The following is a 26,661-nucleotide window of genomic DNA, read 5'->3' on the forward strand; positions in this document are numbered from 1 at the left end:
CTACCTGTTCAAGTCGGGCAACGCCGATTCGATCGTTAGCGCCAACGAACTGACGTTGATGACCACGCTCGACAACACCGCCTCCACCAGCCTGCCTGACTACATTTTCGGCGCCTGATACCTCGGGCGGCCGACCTCCGAAGGGCAATTCGGCTCCACCTGGAAGGGCGTCACGATCTGGCGAAGCCATAACGCCAAATGCTTGGCAGCGGCTGAATGAATCACGTAGCCAAGGTACCCCGCCCATTGCTAGACTGGCGGGTGATTGGCGCCGCCCCTTCGTGGCGAGCTGCCGGCACATGAGGGAGCGGATCGAGCAGTCAGCGAACACTCGCAGCAGTTCACCACCTGCCTTGAGCGAGCCGCGCCGCCCGGGGGCATCGCCGATGTCCAACTTGGCGCAGCGATGACCATCTACCTCTATTCCGCCATTGCCGACGGCAACAGCATTTCCTTCGACCCAGACGTCGACGTCCTCAGCATCGATACCGGCAGCTTCTCGGCGGCCGACTTCACGCTGACCGTGCTGCCCGACGGTGCAGGCGTCCAATGGTCGAATGGCAGCAAGACGTTCACGCTGGCCAGCGTGAACCTTGCAGAGCTGAACCAGGACAACGTGCAGTTCAGCGACGGCTCCTTGCTGGTCAACAGTTGCAGCGCCAACGGATTCGCGACGGACCTGAGCGGGAGTAGCCACGACGACCTGTTGCTCGGGTTCCACGCGGCCCAGGGCATAGACCGTATCTCCGAAACCGTCACTGGCAGTGCGGGTGATCGACAATCACTGTCGCCCGACGTGTCGTCCACCGGTCGCTATGTCGTCTTCTCGAGCGACAGCACAACCATTGCCGGAGGTGACAGCAACAGCATCTACGACATCTTCCTCAAGGACCTGCAGACTGGCTCGCTCTACCGAGTCTCCACCACGTCGACCGGCAAGCCGGCGGGGCCTGGCGACTGGGGAACAGGCAGCCTCGCTCCCTCGGTTTCGTCCAACGGGCGCTACGTGGCCTTTGAAAGCTCGGCGACCGATCTGGTGACCGCAGACACCAACCAGACCAACGACATTTTCCTCAAAGACAGGCAGACCGGAACGCTCACGCGTGTCTCGACATCGAGCTCAGGAACGCAGTCATCCGGTGGAGGCTCCTATGGTGCCAGCCTCTCTGCCGACGGTCACGTGGTCGCCTTCGAGAGCGACGCCTTGAACCTGGTCAGCGGCGATGCCAACGATGCCCGGGACATCTTCGTCAAGAACGCCCAGACCGGCGCGGTCACCCTCGCATCCAGCACCAGCGCTGGCGTTCAGGGAAATGGCTGGAGCACCGCCGCGGTCCTGTCGGGGGACGGCCAATTCGTCCTGTTTAAGAGCTGGTCGACGAACCTCGTCGAAAACGACACGAACGGGAAGCCTGACTGGTTCGTCAAGAACGTGACCACGGACGATATCGTCTGTGTCAACGAGGGGTTCTCGCTGCCCGACTATTCGACCGCGGTCATGTCAGAGGATGGCCACCACGTGGTGTTCCGCAGCGACGACACGGTGCTGAACGACGGCCAGGACGGCATCGGCGGTGTTTACTTGAAGAACCTGCAGACTGGCGAATTGAGCCGCGTCATCGCAGCAGGCGGCTACAACGAAGTCACGGCCGTCTCGGATGGTGGCCGCTTCGTCGTCTTCACAACCTCGCAATCACTGGTGGAGACAGACACTAACGGGTACTTGGACGTGTATGTCGAGGACATGCTGACCGGCAGGGTGGCTCGCGTGTCGGTCGGGGCGCACGGTGAGCAGGCGATGGAGAACAGCTTCGGCGCCAGCATCTCGGCCGATGGCACGACGATCTCGTTCTGCAGCGATGACTCCGACCTGGTGGGACAGCCCGATTCGTCGTGGACGCAGGTCTTCGCTGTCGACAACCCCCTGGCAGGATGGACGCTGCGCGGTCGCGGGGGCGACGACGTCTATCGCGTCGATCGCCAGGACCTCATCATCGAAGCGGCAGACGAAGGAACCGACAGCGTGCAGTCGTCGGTCAGCTTCGTGCTCTCGGACAACGTCGAGCGCCTGCTGCTGACCGGCAGTGCAGCGATCGATGGCCAGGGGAACAGCCAAGACAACCAGATCACCGGAAACACGGCAACCAACAAGATCTCCGGCGGAGCCGGCAACGACACCCTGGACGGCGGCGCAGGCATTGACACGGCGAGCTACCAGGAAGCCACGTCGGCCGTCACGGTCAGCCTGGCCGTGACAACGGCGCAGGTCACCGGGGGTGCCGGCACCGACCGACTCGTCAGCTTCGAGAACCTCACCGGCAGCGCCCATGCCGACCGGCTCACCGGCTCGGCGACGGCCAACGTGCTCGACGGAAAGGCCGGCGCCGACACCCTGACCGGAGGCGCCGGCAACGACACGTACGTCTTGGACAACCTGGGCGACTTGGTGGTCGAGTGGGTGGGTGGTGGCATCGACACCATCGAGTCTTTGGTCAGCTTCACGCTGGCCGGCCAGGTCGAGCAACTCGTGTTGCTGGGAACGGCGGACATCGACGGCATCGGCAACACCCTGGCCAACACGATCACCGGCAACAACTCGAACAATATCCTCGATGGCGGAGCGGGCGCGGACACCCTGATCGGTGGCTGGGGAGAGGACACCTACGTGGTGGACAACGCCGGCGACGTTCTTGTGGAGACGCACAACGACAATTTCAGCGACACGGTCGAATCATCGGTTTCCTGGACGCTGGAAGAGAGCTTCGAGAAACTGACCCTGACCGGCTCGGCCGCCATCAACGGCACCGGCAATTCGGCATCGAACGTCATCACGGGCAATGACGCCGCCAACGTCCTCAGCGGTGGCAGCAACGTCTTTGCGGACAACGACCAGCTGATCGGCAGAGGCGGCAACGACACCTACTACGTCGATTTTTTCCTCGACTCCACCGTCGAGGTCGCCGACGGCGGCGTCGACACCGTGGTGGCCGTCGGGACGGGTTGGGTCCTGCAGGCCGAGACCGAGAACCTGATCCTGCAGGGCGCCGATGCCCTCAATGGCACCGGCAACGCCAAGGACAACATGCTGACCGGCAACTCGGGGGACAACGTCCTCAATGGGGCCGCCGGTGCGGACACGATGGTGGGCGGCGCAGGCTACGACATCTACGTCGTGGACAACGCCAGCGACGTGACGACTGAGACTGCAGACGGCAGCGTTTCGGACGACGTCGAGGCATCGGTATCCTGGACCTTGTCGAACTACATCGAGAACCTGCGCTTGACCGGCTCGGCGGCCATCAATGGCACCGGCAACGTCCTGGACAACTTCATCTCGGGGAACGCCGCGGCGAATGTCCTCAACGGTGCAGGTGGCGCCGACGTGATGCTGGGCGGCGCAGGTAACGACACCTATGTCGCCGACAACACCGACGACCGTGCCGTCGAGGAGGTCAATGCGGGCGTCGATCTCGTTCAATCGTCAGCCAGCTACACCTTGCCTGCCCACGTCGAGAACCTGATCTTGACAGGTGCCTCGGCTGTCTCGGGCACGGGCAACACGCAGGCGAACTCGATCATCGGCAATGCAGCGTCGAATCTGCTCGATGGCGGCGCAGGTGTGGACACCCTCACCGGCGCGGGCGGCAACGACATCTATGTCGTCGACAACACGGGCGACAAGACCATTGAGCTGGCTGGCGGCGGCACGGACCGGGTCCAGGCCTCCATCAGCGTCACGCTTCAAGCCGAGATCGAGAACCTCACCCTGACCGGAGCATCGGCCATCAACGGTACCGGCAACGCGCTGAACAACGTCCTCGCCGGCAACGTCGCCGCCAACGTGCTCACGGGCGGTGCCGGCAACGACACCTACGTCGTCGACAATTTCGGCGACAAAACCATTGAGCTCGATGGTGGCGGCACCGACCTCGTGCAATCGTCGATCAGCCACACGCTGCAGGCCGAGGTCGAGAAGCTCACACTGACCGGCTCCGCGGCCATCAATGGCACCGGCAATGCGATGGATAACACCATCGCCGGCAACTCGGCCCCCAACGTGCTTAGCGGAGGTGCCGGCGCCGACTCGATGACCGGCGGCAGCGGCAACGACACCTACGTCGTCGACAATGCCGGCGACCAGACCATCGAGCTCGCCGCCGGCGGCGTCGACCTCGTGCAGACCACCATTACCTGGACGCTGGCGGCCAACATAGAAAGCCTCACGCTCACTGGTTCGGCGGCCCTCCACGGCACCGGCAATGCGCTGGCCAATGCCATCCACGGCAACTCCGGCGACAACGTCCTCGATGGAGCCGCAGGTGCCGACACGCTCATGGGAGGCGAAGGCAACGACACCTACGTCGTCGACAACACCAGCGATGATGTCGTCGAGACGGCCGGCGGGGGAGCAGACCTCGTGCTGGCCTCCGCCAGTTTCACGCTGCAGGCCGAGGTCGAAAAGCTGACCTTGACAGGTGTGTCTGCCATCGACGGCATCGGCAACGACGAGGACAACGTCATCGTCGGCAATGCCGCCGGCAATGTGCTCGATGGTGGGGCTGGGACCGACACGCTCACCGGTGGCGCCGGCAACGACGTCTACGTCGTCGACAACGTAGGTGACCGAACGGTCGAGGTAATCGGCGCCGGCACCGACCTTGTGCAGTCTTCGGTCAGCTTCACGCTGCAGGCAGAGGTCGAGAACCTGAAGCTCACCGGCACGGCCGCCATCAACGGCACGGGCAACGCGCTGGCCAACGTCATCACCGGCAACGCCGCCAACAACGTACTGAAGGGCGGAGCCGGTGCCGACACCATGACCGGAGGCACGGGCAGCGACACCTACGTGGTCGACAACTATGACGACAGGACCATTGAAGCCATCGGCGGTGGCATCGACCTCGTGCAGTCCTCCGTCAGTTTCACGCTGCAGGACTCGGTCGAGAACCTCACTCTGACCGGCACCTCCAACATTGATGGAACCGGCAATGCGCTGGCCAACATCCTCACGGGGAACTCCGCTGGCAACGTGCTGACCGGTGGCGCGGGCAACGACACCTATATCGTCGACAACACCGATGATAGGACCATCGAACTTGCTGGCGGCGGCACCGACCTCGTGCAGACCTCGATCAGCCTCACGCTGCAGGCTGAGGTCGAGAACCTCAGCTTGGTAGGCTCTTCGGCAATCAACGGCACCGGCAACACCCTGGTCAACACGATCGCCGGCAATATGGCGAGCAACGTGCTCAACGGCGGCGCGGGCGCCGACTCGATGGTCGGTGGCGCCGGCAACGACACCTATGTCGTCGACAACGCCGGCGACAAAATCGTAGAGGCTATCGGCGGAGGGATCGACCTCGTGCAATCCTCGGTCAGCTTCACGCTGCAGGACTTGGTCGAGAATCTCACGTTGACCGGCATATCCGCCATCAACGGCACCGGCAACGCCGTGGCTAACGTCATCACGGGCAATGCTGCGGACAACGTTCTCAGCGGCGGCGCGGGCCTCGACACGATGACCGGGGGCGCTGGCAACGACATCTTCGCCCTCACCTCGCCGCTCGGTTCCGACCTCATCACCGACTTCAACGGCGGCGCGGACAAGCTGAGCCTCAACCAGGCCAGCCTGCGAATCGGCGATGGCGACCGCCTGGTCGAAGGCGGTGTGCGCATCAGCGGCCCCAATGGGTTCAAAGCATCCGCCGAACTCGTCGTCTTCACCCATGACATCGTCGGCAGCATCACCGCCACCAGCGCCGCGGCCGCCATCGGCCATGCCGACAGCAACTACGCCGCCGGCGACACTCGCCTGTTCGTCGTCGACAACGGCGTCGACTCCGCCGTCTACCTGTTCAAGTCAGCTGACGCCAACGCCATCGTCAGCGCCAGCGAACTGACCTTACTCGCCACGCTCGACAACAACCACGCCACCGTGGTCACTGACTACCTATTCGGAGGGTGAGCGGCGCACCGCCATCTCGCCGACGAAGCTCCGCATTCAGCCCCCCCACCATGACGACCTTTTCTTTCTACAACTACGACGGCGACGAACTGGTCTTCGATCCCTCCGATGACGTCTTGATCGTGCAGTCCAACTCGGCCAGCCACCTTAGCCTGACCGAGCTACCCGACGGAAGCGGTGTCACCATCGTCGGGTCCTCGAAGAGCCTGACACTCCTGGGAGTGACGCTGGAGTCGTTGAATGAAGGCAACGTGGTCACCGACCTCACCAAGATCGTCAACGCCTACGTCGGCAACAGCTTCTCAAGCGACCTTACGGGTGGCGACTACGGGGACCAGCTCATCGGTGGCCCGGCCGATCGAGTGATCGAAGGCGTCAGCGTGTCGACCGGCGGCGATGGGTCGGGCATCTACACGGCCGCCCCGACGGTCTCGTCGGACAGCCGTTTCGTCGTCTTCGAGTCGAATGCCGTCCACCAGGCCGGTGACCCCGGCCCCAATGGCGTCCACGACATCTGGATGAAAAACCTGGACACCGGTGACGTCACGCGCGTCTCCGCTACGGCCGGCGGCGCCCCCGGCAACCAGACCAGTCAATCGGCCATCGTGACCGGCGACGGCCGCAGCGTGGTGTTTGAAAGCAATGCAACCAACCTCAAATCAGGCGACACCAACGGCGTCAGCGACATCTTCCTGAAGGACCTGGTCACCGGCGCAGTCACCCGTGTCTCGACTGGCACCGACGGCCATCAAGGCATAGGCGGCGCCTCCACTGGCGCTTCGGTGACCAACGACGGCCGATACGTGGCATTCGAGAGCCTGGCGACCAACCTAGTGACCGGCGACACCAATGCAGCGTCGGACGTCTTCGTCAAGGACACCTTGCTCGGCACGCTGACAATCGTGTCTTCGTCGAGCTCCGGGACCAAAGGCAACGCGGGCAGCTCCGGATTCGGCAGCCGAGATGCCAGCATCTCCGCCGACGGCAACTTCGTTGTCTTCACCAGTTGGTCCAGCAATCTGGTCACCGGCGACACGGACGGGAACTCGGACATCTTCGTCAAGAACCTCGCCACGGGTCAATTGACCTGCGTGAGCACCGATGCGCTCGACCTGCAAGTCGGCGGCGACTCGATGCACGCGAGCATCTCGGCTAACGGCCGCTATGTCGTCTTCGAGAGTTCTTCCACATTGCTGGACGATGGGCAAGACGGAGCTGGTGCGATCTACCTGCGGGACCTGTCGACCGGTCAGCTGACTCGTGTCAAGGGTGCCGGTACGACTGACCAGGCTGGCATTTCGATTTCCGGCGACGGCCGCTATGTCGCTTTCGTTGCCGCCGAATCGCTAGACGGGACAGACACCAACGCGCACCCCGACGTCTATGTCAAGGACATGCAGACCGGGAACGTCCGGCTGGTGTCGCAAAGCCACGCCGGTTTGGCAGGCAATGGTCAGAGCCTGGTACCGCAGCTTTCGCTGGACGGCAGTACCATCGTCTTCAGTACCGAGGCCTCGAACCTAGTTTCGGGCGATGTCAACCAGGCTGCCAGCACAATGGTGGTGACCAATCCGCTGTTCACCACCACGCTAGCCGGCGGCTGGGGCGACGATCTGTACATCGTCACGAGCGCTTCAGACCGGATCGTCGAAGTGGTGGAAACCGGCGGTGGCGGCTTCGGGGATGCAGTCGAGACCGCCATGAGCTATGTCCTGCCCGACAACGTCGAGATCCTGCGGCTCAAAGGAACGGCCAGCATCAACGGCACCGGCAACGCCGGCAACAACTCCCTGATGGGCAACTCGGCCGGCAACATACTCAGGGGCGAAGCAGGGTACGACCGTCTCGACGGAGGACTTGGCGCCGACACGATGATCGGCGGCGCTGACTCGGACTTCTACACAGTCGACAACGCTCGGGACGTGGTCACTGAAGCGGCGAACCAAGGCACCGACCTGGTGACCTCGTCGGTCAGCTACACGCTGGGCGCTGAGGTCGAGAACCTGACGCTCGCCGACGTCGTGACCGCGCTAAATGCCACGGGCAACGCGGCCAACAACACACTCAAGGGGAACTGGAAGGACAACATCCTGGACGGCAAGGGCGGCGCCGACACGATGGAAGGCGGCCCTGGTGACGACATCTACATCGTCGACAACGTCGGCGACAGCATCCTGGATGGCACCGACGATGGCATCGGCGGCGATTGGGGCACTGACGTGGTCAGATCGTCCGTCAGCTACACGCTAACGAACTACCTCGAAAACCTCACGCTCACCGGCTCGGCGGCCATTGACGGCGCCGGCAACGGCCTGAACAACACGATCACGGGAAACGCCGCCAGCAACTCGCTCAGCGGAGGAGAGGGCAACGACACCCTCAGTGGAGCGGCCGGCGCCGACGCGATGACCGGCGGCGCAGGTGACGACACCTACATCGTCGACGATGCGGGCGACAAAACCATCGAACTGGTCGGAGGAGGCACGGACGTCGTCCGATCGTCCCTCAGCCTGACGCTGCAGGCTTCGGTGGAAAATCTCACGCTGACGGGTGTCGGCGCCATCAACGCCACCGGCAACACCCTGGCCAACGTCCTCACCGGCAACACGGCGGGCAATGTGCTTAACGGAGGCACCGGCGCTGACTCGATGACCGGAAGTGCGGGCAACGACACCTACGTCGTCGACAACGCCGGAGACAAGACGATTGAAGTCGCCGGCGGCGGCATCGACCTTGTGCAGTCGTCGATCAGCCTCACGCTGCAGGCCGAGGTCGAGAACCTCACCCTGACCGGCACGTCGACGATCAACGGCACCGGCAACTCGCTGGCCAACGTCATCACTGGCAACCTGGCGAGCAACGTGCTCAACGGCGGCGCAGGTGCCGACTCGATGAGCGGCGGCGCGGGCAACGACACCTACGTCGTCGACAACCTCGGCGACAAGACCATCGAGGCCGCCGGCGGTGGTACCGACCTGGTCCAGTCATCGGCCAGCTTCACGCTCCAGGCCGAGGTCGAGAACCTCACCCTGACCGGGACGTCCGCCATCAGTGGCACCGGCAACGCCCTGGCCAACGCCATCGTCGGCAACGTGGCCGGCAACGTGCTCAACGGCGGGACGGGCGCCGACTCGATGACAGGCGGCTCGGGCAACGACACCTACATCGTCGACAACACCGGCGACAAGACCGTCGAGGTCGCCGGTGGCGGGATCGACCTCGTCCAGTCCTCCATCAGCTTCGCGCTGCAGTCCGAGATCGAGAACCTGACGTTGACGGGCACGGCTTCCATCAACGGCGTCGGAAACGCCTTGAACAACGTGCTCACCGGCAACGCTGCGGCCAACGTGCTGACGGGCGGTGCGGGCAACGACACCTATGTCGTCGACAACGCCAGCGACAAGACTGTCGAAGCCACAGGTGCCGGCATCGACCTCGTCAAGTCCTCCATTAGTTTCACCCTGCAAGCCTCGGTCGAAAACCTGACGCTGACGGGCAGCGCCGCGATCAACGGTACCGGCAACTCGCTGGACAACGCGATCGTCGGCAATGCCGGCAACAACGTGCTCGACGGCAGCACTGGTGCCGACTCGATGACCGGCGGTGCAGGGAATGACACCTATGTGGCTGACAACACTGGTGACAAAGCGATCGAGCAGACTTCTGGCGGCATCGACCTGGTTCAGTCTTCCGCCAGCTTCACGCTGCAAGACTCGATTGAGAACTTGACCCTCATCGGCTCGACCGCCATCAACGGCACCGGCAACGCCCTGGCCAACGCCATCGTCGGGAACGCCGCGAACAACGTGCTCAACGGTGACGCGGGCGCCGACGCGATGACCGGCGGTGCAGGGAATGACACTTACGTGGTCGACAACGCTGGCGACAAGACCCTCGAGGCTGTCGGTGGTGGTATCGATCTCGTGCAGACCTCCATCGACTTCACCCTGCAGGCGTCCGTCGAGAACCTCACCTTGACCGGTTCTGGCGAGATCGACGGCGCCGGCAATTCGCTAGACAACAAGCTGGTTGGCAACGGGGTTTCCAACGTCCTAGACGGCAAGGCCGGTTCCGACACGCTAACCGGCGGCGCTGGGGCCGACTTCTTCGTCTTCACCTCATCGCTCGGCTCCGACTTCATCACCGACTTCACCAGCGGCGTAGACAAGTTAGAGCTGAGCCAGGCCAGCCTGACCGTCGGCGATGGCGACTACTGGGTCGACGGCGGTGCTCGCATCAGCGGACCGGACGGATTCAACGCATCCGCCGAACTCGTCATCTTCACCCACGACATCGTCGGCAGCATCACCGCCACCAACGCTGCCGCCGCCATCGGTCACGCCAACAGCAACTACGCTGCCGGCGACACCCGGATTTTCGTCGTCGACAACGGCGACGACTCCGCCGTCTATCTGTTCAAGTCAGCGGACTCCAACGCCACCGTCAGCGCCAGCGAGCTGACCCTGCTCGCCACGCTCGATAACAACCACGCCACCGCGGTCACCGACTACTACTTGGGCGCGTGACTCGACCCGGATCCGACCTGTGGCAGCATTTCACCACAGGTCCTTGCACGCAATGAGCAATTTGCTGAGCCCGCGCCCCCTCCCAGCTGCATAGACTGGTGCTCTAGGCGCCAAATCGCCACGAAATCTACCGACGAACGGGGGTTGACTCGGCCCTGAGTGACAGCGTCGTCGGAGCCAGTGGAACGCGCCCAAGATCGACGGCCAGGCGTGAAGCCTGTGCCACGCCTGACTCCACGCCATGACCGTCTACCTCTACTCCACCATCGCCAACGGGCAGCAGATCGACTTCGATCCCGCCACCGACTTGCTCAGTTTCGACACCAGCGCCGTCTCGGCAGCCGATTTCGCGCTGGGCATGACTGCCGACGGTGCCGCGGTCACCTTCGAGGGTGGCTCGAAGAGCTTTGCGTTGACCGGTGTCTGGCCATCGTTGCTGAGCGAGGCCAATGTCACTTTCGCCGATGGCTCGGGTCTGCTGGGCGCCAGCCTCGCGAACAACTTCTCAAACGCGTTGACCGGAGGCACGCACAACGATGCGCTGTTCGGCAGCACGAAAACCGCCACCCAGGAAGTGGCCACCTCGCAGACCCCCCCTCGTGGGGGCATCTCGGCCTGGGGCGCGACGATCTCGGCTGACGGACGCTTCGTCTCGTTTGGCTCCAACGACCCGAAACTAGACGCCAACCTCCCAGCCGCCGACAACATGTATGTCAAGGACCTGCTGACCGGCCAGGTCACGCAGGTCTCGTCGACGTCTGCTGGTGCTCCCGGGAATCAGCCGACGACACTTGGCACCATCTCGGGCGACGGGCGATTTGCCGTCATAGAAACCGGAGCCACCAATCTTGATGCCGGCGACACGAACGGCACTGTCGACATCTACATTAAGGACATGCGAACCGGCGCGATCACCCGAGTGTCCACGGATTCGAATGGAAACGCTAGCAACGCTGGGTCCACGTCATCTTCCGTTTCCTACGATGGCCGCTATGTCGCTTTTGTAAGTACCGCTTCGAACTTGGTGGACAACGACGCCAACCCAAGCAGCGACGTCTTCGTAAAGGACGTGCTGACTGGAGTGACACGCCTGGCATCTGTCGACTCGAACGGTACCCAAGGCAACGCTGGCTGGTCGGGGCAGGGGAGCAGCAGCGCCACGATCTCGGCAGACGGCCAGCACGTGGCTTTCTCCAGCTGGTCGAACAACTTGGCGGGTGACACAGACAAGGAGATGGACATCTTCGTCAAGAACCTGCAAACCGGTGAACTCATAAACGTCACGGGCAATGGCGGCAGCGACTGGTTCGGCGACGCCAAGGTGGGCGGCATCTCGGCCGATGGGCGCTACGTGGTGTTCGAGACCGGCGAGCACATGCTCGACGACGACTGGAACGGCATGGGCGCGCTCTACTGGAAGGACCTGCAGACCGGGGAAGTCGTCCGCGTGAGCGCCGGATACGGGACCTACGACCAAGACGTGGCCGTCTCCGGTGATGGCCGCTATGTAGTCATGTCGACGATGCAGGCGCTGGTGTCCGGCGACACCAACCAGATCACCGACATTTACGTGCGCGACATGCAGACCGGGACGGTGACCCTGGTGTCGCAGACCGCGGGCGGCAAACTGTCCAACGGCAGCAGCGAAGAGGTCCACATCTCGCTTGACGGTAGCACGATAGTATTCACGACGTGGGCCAGCAATCTCGTCGCCGGGGACACCAACGGAACTAATGCCAGCGTCGTGGTATTCGCCAACCCGCTGTTCCGCATGACGCTGGATGGCGGGGCGGGCGACGACACCTATGTCATCGCGAACGCATCAGACGTCATCGTCGAGGCGGCCAACGGCGGAACCGACACGGTGCGGTCGTCGGTCAGCCTGCAATTGGTGAGCAACGTCGAGAACATCGAGCTGACCGGCCACGCCGCAATCAACGCGACAGGCAACCAGCTCGGCAATGCGCTCACGGGCAACGATGCTGCCAACGTTCTCAACGGCGGCCAGGGCGTCGACACGATGAGCGGCGGCGCTGGCAACGACACCTACGTCATCGATCGCCTCGCCGACGTGATTGTCGAATCAGCCGCGATGGGAGTGGACACGGTGCAATCCGCCTTCAGCTTGACGCTGCAGCCCGAGCTCGAAAACCTGGTGCTCACCGGCAGCGCCGACCTGAGCGGTGCCGGCAACACCCTGGCCAACTCGCTCACCGGCAACGCCGGCGCAAACGTGCTCGATGGCGGCGCGAGCGATGACACGCTCAACGGTGGCGCCGGAATCGACACCTTGACCGGCGGCTCCGGCAACGACATCTATGTGCTCTCGGACACGGCCGACACGGTCATCGAGTTGGCGGATGGCGGCATCGACACCCTTCAGGTGGCGTTCACCCACGTCCTACAGGCGAACATCGAGAACCTCACGCTGACCGGAACATCGGCCATCAACGGGACGGGCAACGCTGCGGCCAACTTGCTGGTTGGCAACCAAGCCGTGAACGTTCTCGGCGCGGGCGCAGGCAACGACACATTAGACGGTGGTAGTGGTGCCGACAAGATGACAGGCGGCACGGGCGACGACGTCTACTTCGTCGATAACGCATCGGACCAACTGGTCGAACTTGCGGGCGCTGGCACCGACACGGTGAACTCGTCCATCTCCTTCACGCTGCAGTCCGAATTCGAACGGCTGACTTTGACCGGCAGTGCGAACATCGACGGCACCGGCAATGCGCTGGCCAATGCCATCACGGGCAACGATGGCGAGAACATGCTCGACGGTGGCGCGGGTGCCGACACGCTGACGGGCCATGGCGGTAATGACGTTTACATCATCGACAACTCCGGCGATGTCGTGGTGGAGTCCGCCGACGATGGCTATGACCGGATCATGTCCACCGTCAGCGTGATGATGCAGGCACAGGTCGAAGACCTGGCGCTCGTTGGCGAGGCGGCCATCAATGGCACCGGCAACGCGCTGCGAAATTCCATCGCCGGAAACTCGGCATCAAATCTTCTCAATGGCGGTGCGGGCGAGGACACCTTGTGGGGCGGGTACGGCGGAGAAGCTGCAGACACCCTGATCGGCGGGACAGGCGACGACGAGTACCAGGTCAACAACAGTTCGGACCAGATCGTCGAGCTAGCCGGCGAAGGCACCGACGTGGTGTTTTCTGGCGCCAACTTCGTACTGCAGGCGAATGTCGAAAACCTGGAACTGATCTACAACACCGACATCAATGGCACGGGCAACGCCTTGGCCAACAGCTTGCGCGGCAATGCGGGCAACAATGTGCTCAATGGGGCAGCCGGTGCCGACACCATGACCGGTGCGGAGGGCAACGACACCTACGTCGTCGACAACGCAGGTGACCAAACGGTCGAGCTCGTCGGCGGCGGTACCGATCTCGTGCAGTCCTCAGTCACCCTCACGCTACAGGCCAGTGTGGAGAACCTGACGCTGACCGGCTCGTCGGCGATCAACGCCACCGGCAACACCCTGGCCAACGTCCTCACCGGCAACACGGCGGGCAATGTGCTTAACGGAGGCACCGGCGCTGACTCGATGACCGGAAGTGCGGGCAACGACACCTACGTCGTCGACAACGCCGGAGACAAGACGATTGAAGTCGCCGGCGGCGGCATCGACCTTGTGCAGTCGTCGATCAGCCTCACGCTGCAGGCCGAGGTCGAGAACCTCACCCTGACCGGCACGTCGACGATCAACGGCACCGGCAACTCGCTGGCCAACGTCATCACTGGCAACCTGGCGAGCAACGTGCTCAACGGCGGCGCAGGTGCCGACTCGATGAGCGGCGGCGCGGGCAACGACACCTACGTCGTCGACAACCTCGGCGACAAGACCATCGAGGCCGCCGGCGGTGGTACCGACCTGGTCCAGTCATCGGCCAGCTTCACGCTCCAGGCCGAGGTCGAGAACCTCACCCTGACCGGGACGTCCGCCATCAGTGGCACCGGCAACGCCCTGGCCAACGCCATCGTCGGCAACGTGGCCGGCAACGTGCTCAACGGCGGGACGGGCGCCGACTCGATGACAGGCGGCTCGGGCAACGACACCTACATCGTCGACAACACCGGCGACAAGACCGTCGAGGTCGCCGGTGGCGGGATCGACCTCGTCCAGTCCTCCATCAGCTTCGCGCTGCAGTCCGAGATCGAGAACCTGACGTTGACGGGCACGGCTTCCATCAACGGCGTCGGAAACGCCTTGAACAACGTGCTCACCGGCAACGCTGCGGCCAACGTGCTGACGGGCGGTGCGGGCAACGACACCTATGTCGTCGACAACGCCAGCGACAAGACTGTCGAAGCCACAGGTGCCGGCATCGACCTCGTCAAGTCCTCCATTAGTTTCACCCTGCAAGCCTCGGTCGAAAACCTGACGCTGACGGGCAGCGCCGCGATCAACGGTACCGGCAACTCGCTGGACAACGCGATCGTCGGCAATGCCGGCAACAACGTGCTCGACGGCAGCACTGGTGCCGACTCGATGACCGGCGGTGCAGGCGACGACACCTACGTCGTCGAAAACGCGAGGGACTTCATTTCGGAACAGGCAGGCGGCGGCACCGATCTTGTTCAGTCCTCCATCAACCTCGAATTGGCGGGCAATGTCGAGAACCTCACGCTGACGGGCCTTTCGGCGATCCATGGTCTGGGCAACGCGTTGGCCAACGCCATCATCGGCAATGCGGCCAACAACGTGCTCGACGGCAGCGCGGGAGCCGACTCATTGACCGGTGGCGCGGGCAATGACACCTACGTCGTCGACAACGCTGGCGACAAGACGATCGAGCAGGCCGCAGGCGGCATCGATCTCGTTGAATCCTCCGTCAGCCACACCCTACAGGCCGAGGTCGAGAAGCTGACCTTGACCGGCTTTTCAGCCATCAACGGAACCGGCAACACGTTGGCCAACACCATCGTCGGCAATTGGGCGGACAACCGGCTCGACGGCGTGGCAGGCGCCGACTCGATGACCGGCGCGGAGGGCAACGACACCTATGTCGTGGACAACAGCGGCGACAAGACCATCGAGCAGGCCCACGGCGGCACCGACCTCGTTCAGTCGTCAATCGGCTTTGCGCTGCAGGCCGAGGTCGAGAACCTCACGCTGACTGGCGGCGCGGCCATCAATGGCACCGGCAACGCGCTGGCCAATGCGATTGTCGGAAACGCGGCAAACAATGTGCTGGACGGAATGGCCGGCAACGACCGGCTCAGCGGCGGTGCTGGCGCCGACATCTTTGCCCTCACCTCCTCGCTCGGGTCAGACCTCATCACGGACTTCACCAGGGGCATCGACAAGCTGCGACTGAGTCAGGCGGCATTTGACGTCGGCGATGGCGACACCACGGTCGAGAACGCGGTTCTGATGAACGGCCCCAACGGTTTCAACACGTCGGCGGAGCTCATCGTCGTCGCCCACGACATCACAGGTGACATCACCGCGGCGAGCGCGGCAACGGCCATCGGCCACGCCAACAGCAACTACGCTGTCGGCGATACCCGAGTGTTCGTCGTCGACAACGGCAGCGACTCAGCCGTCTACCTCTTCAAGTCAGCAGACACCAACTCGACCGTCGGCGCGGGTGAGCTCACGCTGCTCGCCACGCTGGACGACACCGCCGCCACCGGTGTGTCGGAATACATCTTTGGTATCTGACGAGCGGTCAGGCGGGGCCTCCCCGGTAGAGACTCAATGCTCGCGAAAAGCGCGGCGAAAGTAGCCGCCCACCGGCTCGAGCAAGAAGGCCATCGGCGTGCGTTCGGTGGTCTTGATGTAGACCTCCGCTGCCATGCCCGGGCGCAGTCGCCCGAACACCCCACCAGCGTCGTCGCCAGCATCATCCGGCGTCACCTGCAGCAGCGCGCGCAGGTAGGGGGCGCCGCTACGCTCGTCCGTCAACGCATCGGCTGAGATCTCGATCACTCTTGCCGCGAGCAGGCGCTCGTAGCGCGATTCCGCCGTCAGCAGCTTGAGCTCCGCGGTCGTGCCGGTGCGCACCTCGGCAGCCACGTTCAGCGGCAAGTGCACCTCCACTTGCAGAGGCGCGTCGACTGGCACGATGTCGACGATGGGCTCGCGGGCACCGAGTGCGGAGCCCGCGGTGTTGACTCGCATATTCACCAAACGGCCAGACTCCGGAGCCACCACGGTCTGCCGGCTGCGATCATCGCTGCTCGAACGCAGGCGCTGCTCGGTGTCGGCAATGCGCGCGCCCACTTCGCGCAGTTCTTCGCTCGCCTGCTGCACCAGACCATCGCGCAGTCCGCGCACGCGCGCCTCCAGCGCACCCAGGCGTTGCTTCGCCTGTGCCAGCTCTGCCTCGTTGGCGAACTGGCGCGACTCGTATTCGCTCACGCCCCGCTGCATCGCCATCACACGGGCGCGGTTGACATACTGCTCTTGCTCGAGCTTCTGGTTCAGCGCCAGCTCTTCGCGCATCAAGGCCGCAGCACGGTTGGTGTTCTCCCGCTCCTTCAGACGAACCTCGATTTCGGTCCGGGTGTCCTGCGCCTGGCGACGCTCGCCTTCCAGCTGCGCGTTCAAGTTGGACTGCCGGGCAACGAACGCTGCCCGCTCCTTGGCCGCCTGTTCGGCAAAGCGCTTGACGTCGGCGAACTCGGCGGACAGCGCGGCGGGCACTTTCCAGGCGCTCTGGCCTGCCACTTCAGCCTCCAGGCGCGACTGGCGCAACCGATCGGCCGCCAACTGGGCCCGCAACAGGTCGACCGAAGCCTCGACGCGCACGTCCTCGAGCTCGATCAGCACGTCTCCCTGGCGCACGGTCTGGCCTTCGCGCACGAGAATCCTGGCGACCGTGCCACCATCACGGTGCGTGACCGTGCGCCGGTTCGCTTCGACTTTGACGATGCCTTGTGCAACAACGCCACCGGAGATCGGGGCCCAGACGGCCCACGCCGTAAAGATCGCGAACCATGCTCCGATGATCCACAGCCCCCGGCGAGCCACATTCCGCAGGCGCTGATCCAGCAAGTCGACCGGCGTGGTGACGCTCATCGTGGTTGTCATGCCCGGCCTCCACGCGTTTGAGTGTCTTCACCGGTGGGCATTGGCTGGCTTGCCTGTGGCAGTTCCGGATCAGCCACCATGTCGGCCCCGCCCCCACGCCGGACCGCAGTCCTCTCGATCGCGCCGTCACGCAATACCAGGACCCGGTCGGCGACCGAGAGCAACCGGCGCCGCTGGGTGACCGCCACCACCGTCGCGCCGCGCGCGCGCAGCCGCTGGAGCGCCGCCATCAACGCTTCTTCGCCGTCCGCATCGAGACTGGCATCCGGCTCGTCCAGTACCACCAGAGCCGGTTCACCGAAAAGCGCCCGCGCCAGTGCTACGCGCTGGCGCTGGCCGCCGGAAAGCAAGCGCCCGCCCTCGCCGACCGGCGTGTCATAACCCTGTGGGAAACGCAGGATCAGCTCGTGGGCGCCCGCGGCCTGCGCGGCCGCCACGACCTGCGAAGATTCGGCCGACGTGAACCGGGCGATGTTCTCCGCCACGGTGCCGGCGAACAATTCGACATCCTGAGGCAGATAGCCCAGTGCCGCGCCGAGGGCACGAGGGTCGTACTGCCGGATGTCGGCCCCATCGAGACGCACGGTGCCTCCACTGGCCTTGAGTACACCGACGAGCAGGCGGGCCAGCGTGGTCTTGCCTGCGCCGCTGCCCCCCACCACGGCCACCAGTTCGCCGGGTTCGGCCTTGAAACTCACCTGACGCAGCAACACGCGCCCACTTTGCGGCGCAGCATGGCTGAGTGATTCGACGTCGAGCCGGCCGGTCGGCATCGGCAGAGACGTTGAAACCTGGCCTTCGACGGGTCGGTCCAGCAGCGCTTGCAGGCGACGATGTGCCAAGCGCGCCTCGACCAACGACTGCCAACCGCCGATCAGTTGTTCGACCGGTGCCAACGCACGGCCCAGGATGATGGTGGTGGCGATCATCACGCCAGGTGTGGCGCCTTCACGGATGACCAACCAGGCGCCCGCACTGAGCATCAGCACCTGCACACCCTGGCGGGCCGTGCGCGAGATGGCTGCCAACTTGCCGCTGAGCGATGTTGCGGCCAGCGTCGCCTCCTGCACGCTGATCGACTGAGCAGCCCAACGCTGTGTCATCGCCTCGCCCATGCCCAGCGCAGTGACAACCTCGGCGTTCTGCATGCAGCGGTCGGCCCAGCGCGCCGTGGCACGAGACGCGTCCTGGATCTGTGCCAGCCCCTGTCGAACGAGGCGATTGTTGGCCCACGTGAGGGCCAGCAGGATCAGAGCCGCCAACGTCGCCAGAACTCCCAGTCGGGGATCGAAGAACGCAATGATCACCAGGTAGACGATGGCCCACGGCGTGTCGAAAAGCGCGACCACACCGGGCCCCGACAGGAACGTGCGCAGGCTGCTCAGGTCCTTCAGGCCATCAGCGAGTTCAACACTGGACTGCCGCGCATTGGCCACGATCAGTTGCCCGAGCAGGCCCGGGCCATAGCGGCGTTCCAGCGACATGCCCAGCATCGTCAGCAGCCGCGTTCGAATCTGGTCCATCGCGCCAAAAACCGCCAGGCTGAATCCCGCCAGCAGGAGCAGCATCACCAGTGTTTCGACACTGCGCGTGACGAGGACCCGGTCGTAGACCTGCAACATGAACAACGACGGTGTCAGCAGGGCCAGATTGATGACCAAGCTGAACCCGAGCGCCCATTTCAGGTGCGGGCGAACGAAGCGTTGCAGGCTGGATTCGGCCTCCGGCAAGGCAGAACGGGCGGGAGCTGACATCGGGTTGCAGGGGGCTGCGACAAAGCCGCGCAGTCCGTTCTGAGGAACCTGAAATTGTCGCAAAACGGGCCCCCGACGACTGTCAAATTGCGGCGACGTAATCCACATGATCTTTGAATCGGTGTCGCGACACCGGGCCGCCCGGGCGTTGCGCCACGCGTTTCCAACGATGATGTCCGGATTCGACCGCATCCGGTCCAACTCCGGTCTGGCACGCGGGCTTTTCCAAGTCAATCATGACGTCCTCTGCCACTGATTCTGATTGATCATCATGTCCATTTCCGACCGCCCCAGCACCGCCCTCCTGCTCATCGACGTGCAGGAATCGTTTCGTGTACGGCCCTACTGGAGTGATTCGGAGGCGCCGGCCTTCTTCGAGCGCACCAACCGGCTCATCGCCGGTGCCGCCGCAGCGGGCATTCCGATCGTGCAGGTGTTCCACGTCGACGCACCGAACAGCGCCGACAACCCGTTTTCCCACGCCAGCGGCCTGATCCGTCCGATGGCTGAGTTGCTGCCGTTCGACGCGGCGCTGGTGGTCGAGAAGCACCGGCACAGCGCGCTGGTCGGGTCGGGCTTGCCCGTGTGGCTGCACAGCCAAGGCATCCGGCGCCTGATCGTGGCGGGCATCCGTACGGAGCAGTGCTGCGAAACCACCACCCGTCATGCCAGCGACGAGGGCTGGGAGGTGGACTACGTGACCGAAGCCACCCTCACCTTCGACATGACGACGCCCACGGGCCACACGCTGACGGCAGCGCAGATTCGCGAGCGGACGGAGACGGTGCTGGCCGGGCGCTTTGCCACCATCTGCACGGTCGAACAGGCGTTGCAGCGGGCGACGAACGCCGCATGAAGACCACCCGGCTGCTGTTGATGATGTTCGACGAGGTCGAGTTGCTCGATTTCGCCGGCCCCTACGAAGTTTTCACCACCGCCAACCGAATGGCGGCGCGCCGCTGGCCCGACGCGGCGGCGCCGTTCGAGCTGACGACCGCGTCGCCCCACGGGCTGACAGTCAGGGCCCGCGCCGGTCTGATGCTGCAGCCGGACACCGCTTTGGCATCCGCCCCGCCGGCCGATGTGCTGCTGGTCCCTGGCGGCGTGGTCGATCAACTGCTCGGCGATGCCTCATTGCTGGCGGAGATTCGACGCCGCTCGCACGAAGCGCAGATCTCGGCATCGATTTGCACCGGCGCCTTTGTGCTGGCGGCAGCGGGCATCTTGCGTGACGGCAAGGCAACCACCCACTGGGAAGATGCGGCCGATCTGGCGCATCGCCACCCTGCACTGCAGGTCGTCACCGATCGCCGCTGGGTGGACAGCGGTCGCGTGGTCACCTCGGCAGGCATCGCCGCCGGCATCGACATGAGCTTGCACCTCGTGGCACGCTGCGTCGACATGGAGTTGGCGCAGCGAACCGCCCGGCAACTCGACGTGCCCTGGATCGCCGCATGAACGGCCCGGTGGACGTGCTGTTCGTCATGCTGCCGGACAGCTTGTTGCTCGACGTCGGGGGCCCGGCGGAAGCATTTCGCCTCGCCAACGCCCAGTTGGCCAAACGGGGCCTGCCACCCGCTTTCCGGATGCGCTTCGTCGGCCCCGAGCACAGCACGCCGTCCTCGGTCGGGCTGACGTTGTCGGGCATCGAGCCTCTTCCTGAGCGGTTGGAGGTGCCGAGCTGGGTGGTGCTGGTCGGCCGTCCAGGCGACGCGGTACAGGTGGTGCGCCGCAGCACGCCCTGGCTGGCTGCACGACATTGGCTGGCCCAAGTCGTCGCACCGAGCCTGTCTGAGCCGGGATCGGCGTGCCGCCTGCTCACTGTCTGCTCTGGCGCATTGCTGGCGGCCGATGCCGGTTTGCTGGCGCACCGTCAGGTCACGACGCACCATGAGTTGCTGGACGAGTTGGTAGCCTTGGCGCCGGCGGCGAAGGTGGTGGCCAATCGCGTGTTCGTCGAGGATGGTGCGATCGCCAGCAGTGCTGGTGTGACGGCGGGCATCGATCTCGCGCTGCACCTGATCTCGCAGACCTTGGGCGAAGCGCTGGCCTCCGCGGTGGCGCAGGTGATGGTGGTTTTTCACCGGCGCGGCGCCGATGACCCTGAGCAATCACCGCTGCTCGCGGGCCGCAGCCACCTGCACCCGGCAGTTCATGCCGTTCAGACAGCGGTTCTGGAAGCGCCCGGCGAAGATTGGTCGCTGGAGCGCATGGCCAGCCTGGCCCACGTGACCCCTCGCCATCTCTCGCGCCTGTTTCGCGAACATGCGGGCATCACACCACGCGAGCACGTCGAGCAGGTGCGACTGGCCCTGGCCCAAGAAGCGCAGCGCGCCGGCCTGCAGACCAAGCAGGCCGTGTCGCTCGCCGGGTTTCGCTCGGATCGGCAGTGGCGGCGCGCGCGCAACCGCGCATCGCCGCCCAACTGAGCCTCAGTCTTGCAGCGACAGCAATCGACGCTCGATCAGCTCGCGTTCCAGCTCATCGTGCCCAACGAACTGCACGGCGTTCCAACCCAATGTGCGGGCGGCCTCGACGTTAGGCCCGTGATCGTCGATGAACAGCAACTGGTGCGCCGGCAGGCCGAATTGGTCGAGCGCATGGTCGAAAATGGCCGCGGCCGGCTTGTTCACTTTGGCGCGTGACGAGAACACGCCGCCATCGAACCACGCCATGAAGTGATGCGAGCGCTCCAGATGCTCGGCAAACGGTAGAGGCATGTTCGACAGGAAGTACAGCCGCCGCCCGGCCGCCTTCAGGCGCTGCAAGAGCGCCACCGTGCCGGGCAAGGGCAGCAGCGACAGCGGCGCCTCGTCCACCACGGCCTGCACCTCTGATTCGGCCAAACCCGTCCGTTGGGCAATGCGTCTGACCAGCGTGGGCACGTCGACGTGCCCGCTGTCGAAGTCGCCCCAGTCGCCCTGGTAACTCTGGAACACCTGCGCCACCCAGTGCGCGGCGGCGTCGGCGCTGCCTACGCGGTGCGGCAGGATGCGAGCAAGCAAGGCCTCGGGCTGCCAGTCAAAGACGACGCGGCCGAAATCGAAGACGACGGCCAAGTCGCCAGGTAAAGCGGGCGAGTCGATGGCGCTCGTCATCCAGCCCTCAACATCGCCAGCAGGCCCGCGGTGGATGCATCCAGCCCGGCCGCATCGCCCGACGCGAAGCGCGGCAGCAACTGGTTGCACAGGGCCTTGCCCAGCTCCACACCCCATTGGTCGAAGCTGTTGATGCCCCAGATGGCGCCGCTGGTGAACACCCGGTGTTCGTAGAGCGCGATCAGCGCTCCGAAAGAACGCGGGTTCAGGGCCGACAGCAGCAAGGTGGTGCTCGGGCGGTTGCCGGGGAAGCTGCGGTGCTTGGCGAGCACATCGCGGTCCAAGGTCGGCGATGCCGTGGGGGCTCTCTCGGTGGCCGCTTCGGCGGCCGTCTTGCCCAGCATGAGGGCCTGGCTTTGCGCGAGGCAGTTGGCCAACAGCTTGGTATGCAAGTCGCCGTGGCCGTGGCTGGGGGTTTTCACCGCGATGAATTCGACCGGCACCACGTCCGTGCCCTGGTGCAGCATCTGGAAATAGGCATGCTGGCCGTTGGTGCCGGGCTCGCCCCAGACGACGGGGCTGGTGCCGTAGGGCAGCGTGTGGCCGTCAACGTCCACCCCCTTGCCGTTGGACTCCATCTCGAGTTGCTGCAAGTACGCTGGCAGACGGGACAAGCCCTGGTGATACGGCGCCACCGAGCGGCTGGTGAAGCCGTGAAAGTTGCGGTACCAGACATCCAGCAATCCCAACTGAACCGGCAAGTTCTGCGCGAGCGGGGCGCCAGCGAAATGCTCGTCCATGGCGCGGGCACCGGCCAGGAAGGCGCGGAAGGGGTCGGCGCCGATGGCGATCGCCAATGGCAGCCCGATGGCGCTCCACAGTGAGTAGCGCCCGCCGACCCAGTCCCAGAAGCCGAAGGTGTCGCGAATGCCGAACTCTGCCGCGGCCTTCAGGTTGGTGGTGACGCCGACGAAGTGGCGCGCCGTGTCCTGCCCGCCGTGGGCAACAAACCATTCGCGGGCCACCTGTGCGTTGGCCATCGTCTCCTGGGTGGTGAAGGTTTTCGAGGCAATGATGAACAGCGTGCGCTCGGGCTTCAGGCCCTGGAGGACGGGCGTGATGTCATGGCCATCGACGTTCGAGACAAAGTGCAAGCGCAAGCCCGGGTGGCAGAACGGCTGCAACGCGATGGCAGCCATGCGCGGGCCCAAGTCCGACCCACCGATGCCGATGTTGACGATGTCGGTGTAGGTGGTGCCAGCCTGTGCACGGACGCTATCAGCATAGGCCAGCATGCGATCCAGGACGTCGTGCACTTCGGCGCTGTGCGCGCCCGCACCGCGCGGCGCGCGCAGCGCGGTGTGCAACACCGCCCGGCCCTCGGTCGTATTGATCGGCTCGCCCGCGAGCATGCGGTCGCGGCGCTGGGGCAGCTGACATGCCTCGGCCAACTCGGTGAGCAGGCGACGGGTGACTTCGTCCCATCGGTTCTTCGACAGGTCGGCGAAGACCTCGGGCGCCTGCAGCGTGAAGCGCTCGAACCGGCGAGGATCGTCAGCGAACGCCGTTCGCAAATCCAGGTCGCGGCCATGGGCCTCGAAGTGGCCCCGCAGCGCCGTCCACGCGACGGTGTGGTCGCATCGTGGTGCGTCAGCCATGGCTGGCCTCCTGGATCAGTTTGTCGAGCTTGGCGGCATCGGCCGCGAAAAGGCGGATGCCTTCTGCCAGCTTCTCGGTGGCCATCGCGTCTTCGTTGAGGGCGAAGCGGAAGCTTGCCTCGTTGTAGATGACCGGGTGCAGGTCCAGCAGCCTCGCGTCCGCGGCGTCCAGGGCCGGCGACAACGGCGCCTCGCTGCCTTGCAACTGGGCGAGCAGATCGGGGCTGATGGTCAGCAGGTCGCAGCCCGCCAGGGCGAGGATCTGCCCGGTGTTGCGGAAGCTGGCGCCCATCACCTCGGTGGCGATGTCGAACTTCTTGTAGTGGTTGAAGATCTGGGTGACCGACTTGACGCCGGGGTCGTTGGCGCCGGCCATCGCGGCCTCGTCCCAGGCGGCGCCCGCCTGCTTCTTGTACCAGTCGTAGATGCGGCCGACGAAGGGGCTGATAAGCTTCACGTTGGCCTCGCCGCACGCCACCGCCTGGCAGAAGCTGAACAGCAGCGTCAGGTTGCAGTGGATGCCCTCGCGCTCCAACACGCGGGCGGCCTGAATGCCTTCCCAGGTGGAGGCGATTTTGATCAGCACCCGGTCGCGGCCGATGCCCGCCGCCTCGTACAGCCCCATCAGGTGATGGGCTCGGGCGATGGTGGCCGCCGTGTCGAACGACAGGCGCGCGTCCACTTCCGTCGACACCCGGCCGGGCACCACTTTCAGGATCTCCAGACCGAAGCGCACCAGCACCTGATCCACCACTTCCGGCAGCGGCAGCTGGCGATGTGCCGCCACAGTCTCCTTCAGCAGCGGGGCATAGTCCGGCTGCTGCACTGCCTTGAGAATGAGCGAGGGGTTGGTGGTGGCGTCGCGCGGCGCGTACTGCGCCAACTGCTTGAAGTTGCCGGTATCGGCCACGACGGTGGTGTAGGCCTTGAGTTGGTCGAGCTGGTTCATGGTGAAGAGCCGCCCGGGCGGGCGCTTGTGCGGGACAACCCGGATTAGAACGCCGATGGCGCCAACACCGGTTACGGTGGGGTTACGGAAACGATGTCTCCATGTCCGGCCCGAGGCGCGCCATCGCCGGCCCGCGCGCGCTTGCCTCGGAACCCACGGGGGCTGAGGTCAATTGACCGACCGAAGAAACTCATGCATCATTCAGCGTGTAACTTTGTTTCACCTCGCTGACCATGTCCTTCGACCTCGTTTTCTTCGGCGGCACGGGCGACCTCACCTGGCGCAAGCTGATGCCCGCGTTGTTCCAGGCTTTCCGCCATGGCAAGCTGCCCGCCGGGGGCCGCATTCTGGCCGTGGCCCGCGATGAGCGCAGCGACGCCGACTATCGCCAGTTCATTCGCGAGCGATTTGTCGATGTCGACAGTTCCAAACGGCCGAGCGACGACGAGTTCGACCGCTTCGCCTCCATGTTGCACTACCGTCGCATGGACCTGTCCCAGCCCACCGACTACGCCGGGCTGAAGAGCTGGCTCGACGAGCGCGGCGCGGACACGGTGGTGCTGTACCTAGCCACCAGCCCCCATCTGTTCCCCGTGATCTGCGAGCAACTGGGGTCGGCCGGGCTCAATGGCCCGAAGGTGCGCGTGGTGCTGGAGAAGCCGCTCGGGCATGACTTGAGCAGTGCGCAAGAGATCAACCGCGTGGTGCGGTCTGTCTTCAGCGAACAGCAGGCCTTCCGCATCGACCACTACCTCGGCAAGCCTTCGGTGCAGAACCTGATGGCGCTTCGCTTCGGCAACGCACTGTTCGAACCGCTGTGGAACCGGCAGAGCATCGCCAACATCCAGATCACGCTGGCCGAGTCGCTGGGCGTGGGCACGCGCGGCGATTTCTACGACCGCACCGGCGCCTTGCGCGACATGATCCAGAACCACGCGCTTCAGTTGCTGACGATGATCGCGATGGAGCCCCCGTCGACCAACGACGCCGACGCGATCCGCGACGAGAAGTTGAAGGTGTTGAAGTCGCTGCGACCTTTCACGCCGGCGAGCGTCGCGCGTGATGTGCTTCGGGGCCAGTACAAGGCAGGCACCGTGGAAGGCAAGGCCGTGCCGGGCTACCTGGACGAGGTGAAGGTGCCCGCAGGAAGCACCTGCGAGACGTTCGTGGCGCTGCGCACCGAGGTGCAGAACTGGCGTTGGGCCGGCGTGCCGTTCTACCTGCGCACCGGCAAGCGCCTGGCTGCGCGGGATGCGCAGATCGTCGTCAACTTCCGCGAGGTGCCACACCCGATCTTTCCGGGGACGCCACGGGCGAACAAGCTGGTCATCAAGCTGCAGCCGGAGGACGGGCTGGAACTGCACCTGCTGGCCGCCAAGGGCGCCGGCCAGGGCGATGCGCTGAGCCCGGTTTCGCTGGATCTCGACTTCGACAAGGCCTTCCCCACCGACCGCGTCGGCGCCTACGAACGCCTGCTGCTCGATGCGATCGCGGGCCGGCTGAACCTGTTTGTGCGCAGCGATGAGCAAGAGCAGGCCTGGCGTTGGGTGGAGCCCATCCTTGACAGCTGGGCCCAGGATGCGAGCGACCTGAAGACCTACGCGGCGGGAAGCTGGGGGCCGCCCGCGGCCAGCGCAATGGTGGCCCGAGACGGCTTCGCGTGGGCCGAAGAGCAGTGACCACCCGCACCAACGTTTGCGATGGCCACCGA

Annotated in this window: 12 protein-coding genes; 7 read left to right on the forward strand and 5 right to left on the reverse strand. The window is 64.7% G+C overall.

Annotated features, from left to right (window positions below):
* The first annotated feature begins 406 nt into the window (after positions 1 to 406).
* The 3 genes from AACH06_RS14685 (at position 407) to AACH06_RS14695 (ending at position 16,180) form a co-directional block, all read left to right on the forward strand.
* Positions 407 to 5,965, forward strand: coding sequence for a beta strand repeat-containing protein (locus tag AACH06_RS14685; RefSeq protein ID WP_341426486.1), 5,559 nt, complete (start codon positions 407 to 409; stop codon positions 5,963 to 5,965).
* On the forward strand, positions 5,962 to 10,491 hold the full coding sequence (locus tag AACH06_RS14690; protein WP_341426487.1) for a beta strand repeat-containing protein: 4,530 nt from the start codon (positions 5,962 to 5,964) through the stop codon (positions 10,489 to 10,491). The genes AACH06_RS14685 and AACH06_RS14690 overlap by 4 nt, the downstream gene beginning before the upstream one ends.
* Before the next feature lie 241 nt (positions 10,492 to 10,732).
* Positions 10,733 to 16,180: a beta strand repeat-containing protein gene (locus AACH06_RS14695; RefSeq protein ID WP_341426488.1), complete on the forward strand. Its 5,448-nt coding sequence runs from the start codon at positions 10,733 to 10,735 to the stop codon at positions 16,178 to 16,180.
* Positions 16,181 to 16,213: 33 nt separating this feature from the next.
* Here AACH06_RS14695 and AACH06_RS14700 read toward each other — a convergent pair whose 3' ends face one another.
* Both AACH06_RS14700 and AACH06_RS14705 read right to left on the reverse strand, forming a co-directional pair.
* Positions 16,214 to 17,551, reverse strand: coding sequence for an HlyD family type I secretion periplasmic adaptor subunit (locus AACH06_RS14700; RefSeq protein ID WP_341426489.1), 1,338 nt, complete (start codon positions 17,549 to 17,551; stop codon positions 16,214 to 16,216).
* Positions 17,548 to 19,305 carry a type I secretion system permease/ATPase gene (locus AACH06_RS14705; protein WP_341426490.1) on the reverse strand — a complete coding sequence of 586 codons (1,758 nt, stop codon included), beginning with the start codon at positions 19,303 to 19,305 and terminating at the stop codon, positions 17,548 to 17,550. The genes AACH06_RS14700 and AACH06_RS14705 overlap by 4 nt, the downstream gene beginning before the upstream one ends.
* A gap of 271 nt (positions 19,306 to 19,576) precedes the next feature.
* Here AACH06_RS14705 and AACH06_RS14710 point away from each other — a divergent pair, with 271 nt between their 5' ends.
* The 3 genes from AACH06_RS14710 to AACH06_RS14720 are packed head-to-tail and all read left to right on the forward strand — an operon-like array spanning position 19,577 to position 21,734.
* Entirely contained in the window at positions 19,577 to 20,161 is a 585-nt protein-coding gene (locus AACH06_RS14710) for a cysteine hydrolase family protein (protein ID WP_341426491.1), read from the forward strand.
* A complete protein-coding gene (locus tag AACH06_RS14715) occupies positions 20,158 to 20,763 on the forward strand; it encodes a DJ-1/PfpI family protein (RefSeq protein ID WP_341426492.1) in 606 nt (201 codons plus the stop codon). The genes AACH06_RS14710 and AACH06_RS14715 overlap by 4 nt, the downstream gene beginning before the upstream one ends.
* The gene (locus AACH06_RS14720) at positions 20,760 to 21,734 is read left to right on the forward strand and encodes a GlxA family transcriptional regulator (RefSeq protein WP_341426493.1); all 975 of its coding nucleotides are present in this window, start codon (positions 20,760 to 20,762) and stop codon (positions 21,732 to 21,734) included. Before AACH06_RS14715 ends, AACH06_RS14720 begins: the two co-directional genes overlap by 4 nt.
* A gap of 3 nt (positions 21,735 to 21,737) precedes the next feature.
* Here AACH06_RS14720 and AACH06_RS14725 read toward each other — a convergent pair whose 3' ends face one another.
* The 3 genes from AACH06_RS14725 to tal are packed head-to-tail and all read right to left on the reverse strand — an operon-like array spanning position 21,738 to position 24,950.
* Complete coding sequence (locus AACH06_RS14725) at positions 21,738 to 22,403, reverse strand: HAD family hydrolase (protein ID WP_341426494.1); 666 nt, start codon at positions 22,401 to 22,403, stop codon at positions 21,738 to 21,740.
* The gene (gene pgi / locus AACH06_RS14730) at positions 22,400 to 24,001 is read right to left on the reverse strand and encodes a glucose-6-phosphate isomerase (protein ID WP_341426495.1); all 1,602 of its coding nucleotides are present in this window, start codon (positions 23,999 to 24,001) and stop codon (positions 22,400 to 22,402) included. The genes AACH06_RS14725 and pgi overlap by 4 nt, the downstream gene beginning before the upstream one ends.
* Entirely contained in the window at positions 23,994 to 24,950 is a 957-nt protein-coding gene (tal, locus tag AACH06_RS14735; RefSeq protein ID WP_341426496.1) for a transaldolase, read from the reverse strand. Before tal ends, pgi begins: the two co-directional genes overlap by 8 nt.
* A gap of 233 nt (positions 24,951 to 25,183) precedes the next feature.
* Here tal and zwf point away from each other — a divergent pair, with 233 nt between their 5' ends.
* Positions 25,184 to 26,629, forward strand: a complete 1,446-nt coding sequence (gene zwf, locus AACH06_RS14740; protein ID WP_341426497.1) for a glucose-6-phosphate dehydrogenase — start codon at positions 25,184 to 25,186, stop codon at positions 26,627 to 26,629.
* Positions 26,630 to 26,661: the final 32 nt, after the last annotated feature.

The sequence above is a fragment of the Ideonella lacteola genome (assembly GCF_038066555.1).
GTDB lineage: Bacteria > Pseudomonadota > Gammaproteobacteria > Burkholderiales > Burkholderiaceae_C > Ideonella > Ideonella lacteola.

Bases quoted from the DNA above. Each gene is read 5' to 3' on its own strand.
- AACH06_RS14685 (WP_341426486.1), top strand. From the start codon at position 407: ATGACCATCTACCTCTATTCCGCCATTGCCGACGGCAACAGCATTTCC.
- AACH06_RS14695 (WP_341426488.1), top strand. From the start codon at position 10,733: ATGACCGTCTACCTCTACTCCACCATCGCCAACGGGCAGCAGATCGAC.
- AACH06_RS14700 (WP_341426489.1), bottom strand. From the start codon at position 17,551: ATGACAACCACGATGAGCGTCACCACGCCGGTCGACTTGCTGGATCAG.
- AACH06_RS14705 (WP_341426490.1), bottom strand. From the start codon at position 19,305: ATGTCAGCTCCCGCCCGTTCTGCCTTGCCGGAGGCCGAATCCAGCCTG.
- AACH06_RS14710 (WP_341426491.1), top strand. From the start codon at position 19,577: ATGTCCATTTCCGACCGCCCCAGCACCGCCCTCCTGCTCATCGACGTG.
- AACH06_RS14715 (WP_341426492.1), top strand. From the start codon at position 20,158: ATGAAGACCACCCGGCTGCTGTTGATGATGTTCGACGAGGTCGAGTTG.
- AACH06_RS14720 (WP_341426493.1), top strand. From the start codon at position 20,760: ATGAACGGCCCGGTGGACGTGCTGTTCGTCATGCTGCCGGACAGCTTG.
- AACH06_RS14725 (WP_341426494.1), bottom strand. From the start codon at position 22,403: ATGACGAGCGCCATCGACTCGCCCGCTTTACCTGGCGACTTGGCCGTC.
- pgi (WP_341426495.1), bottom strand. From the start codon at position 24,001: ATGGCTGACGCACCACGATGCGACCACACCGTCGCGTGGACGGCGCTG.
- tal (WP_341426496.1), bottom strand. From the start codon at position 24,950: ATGAACCAGCTCGACCAACTCAAGGCCTACACCACCGTCGTGGCCGAT.
- zwf (WP_341426497.1), top strand. From the start codon at position 25,184: ATGTCCTTCGACCTCGTTTTCTTCGGCGGCACGGGCGACCTCACCTGG.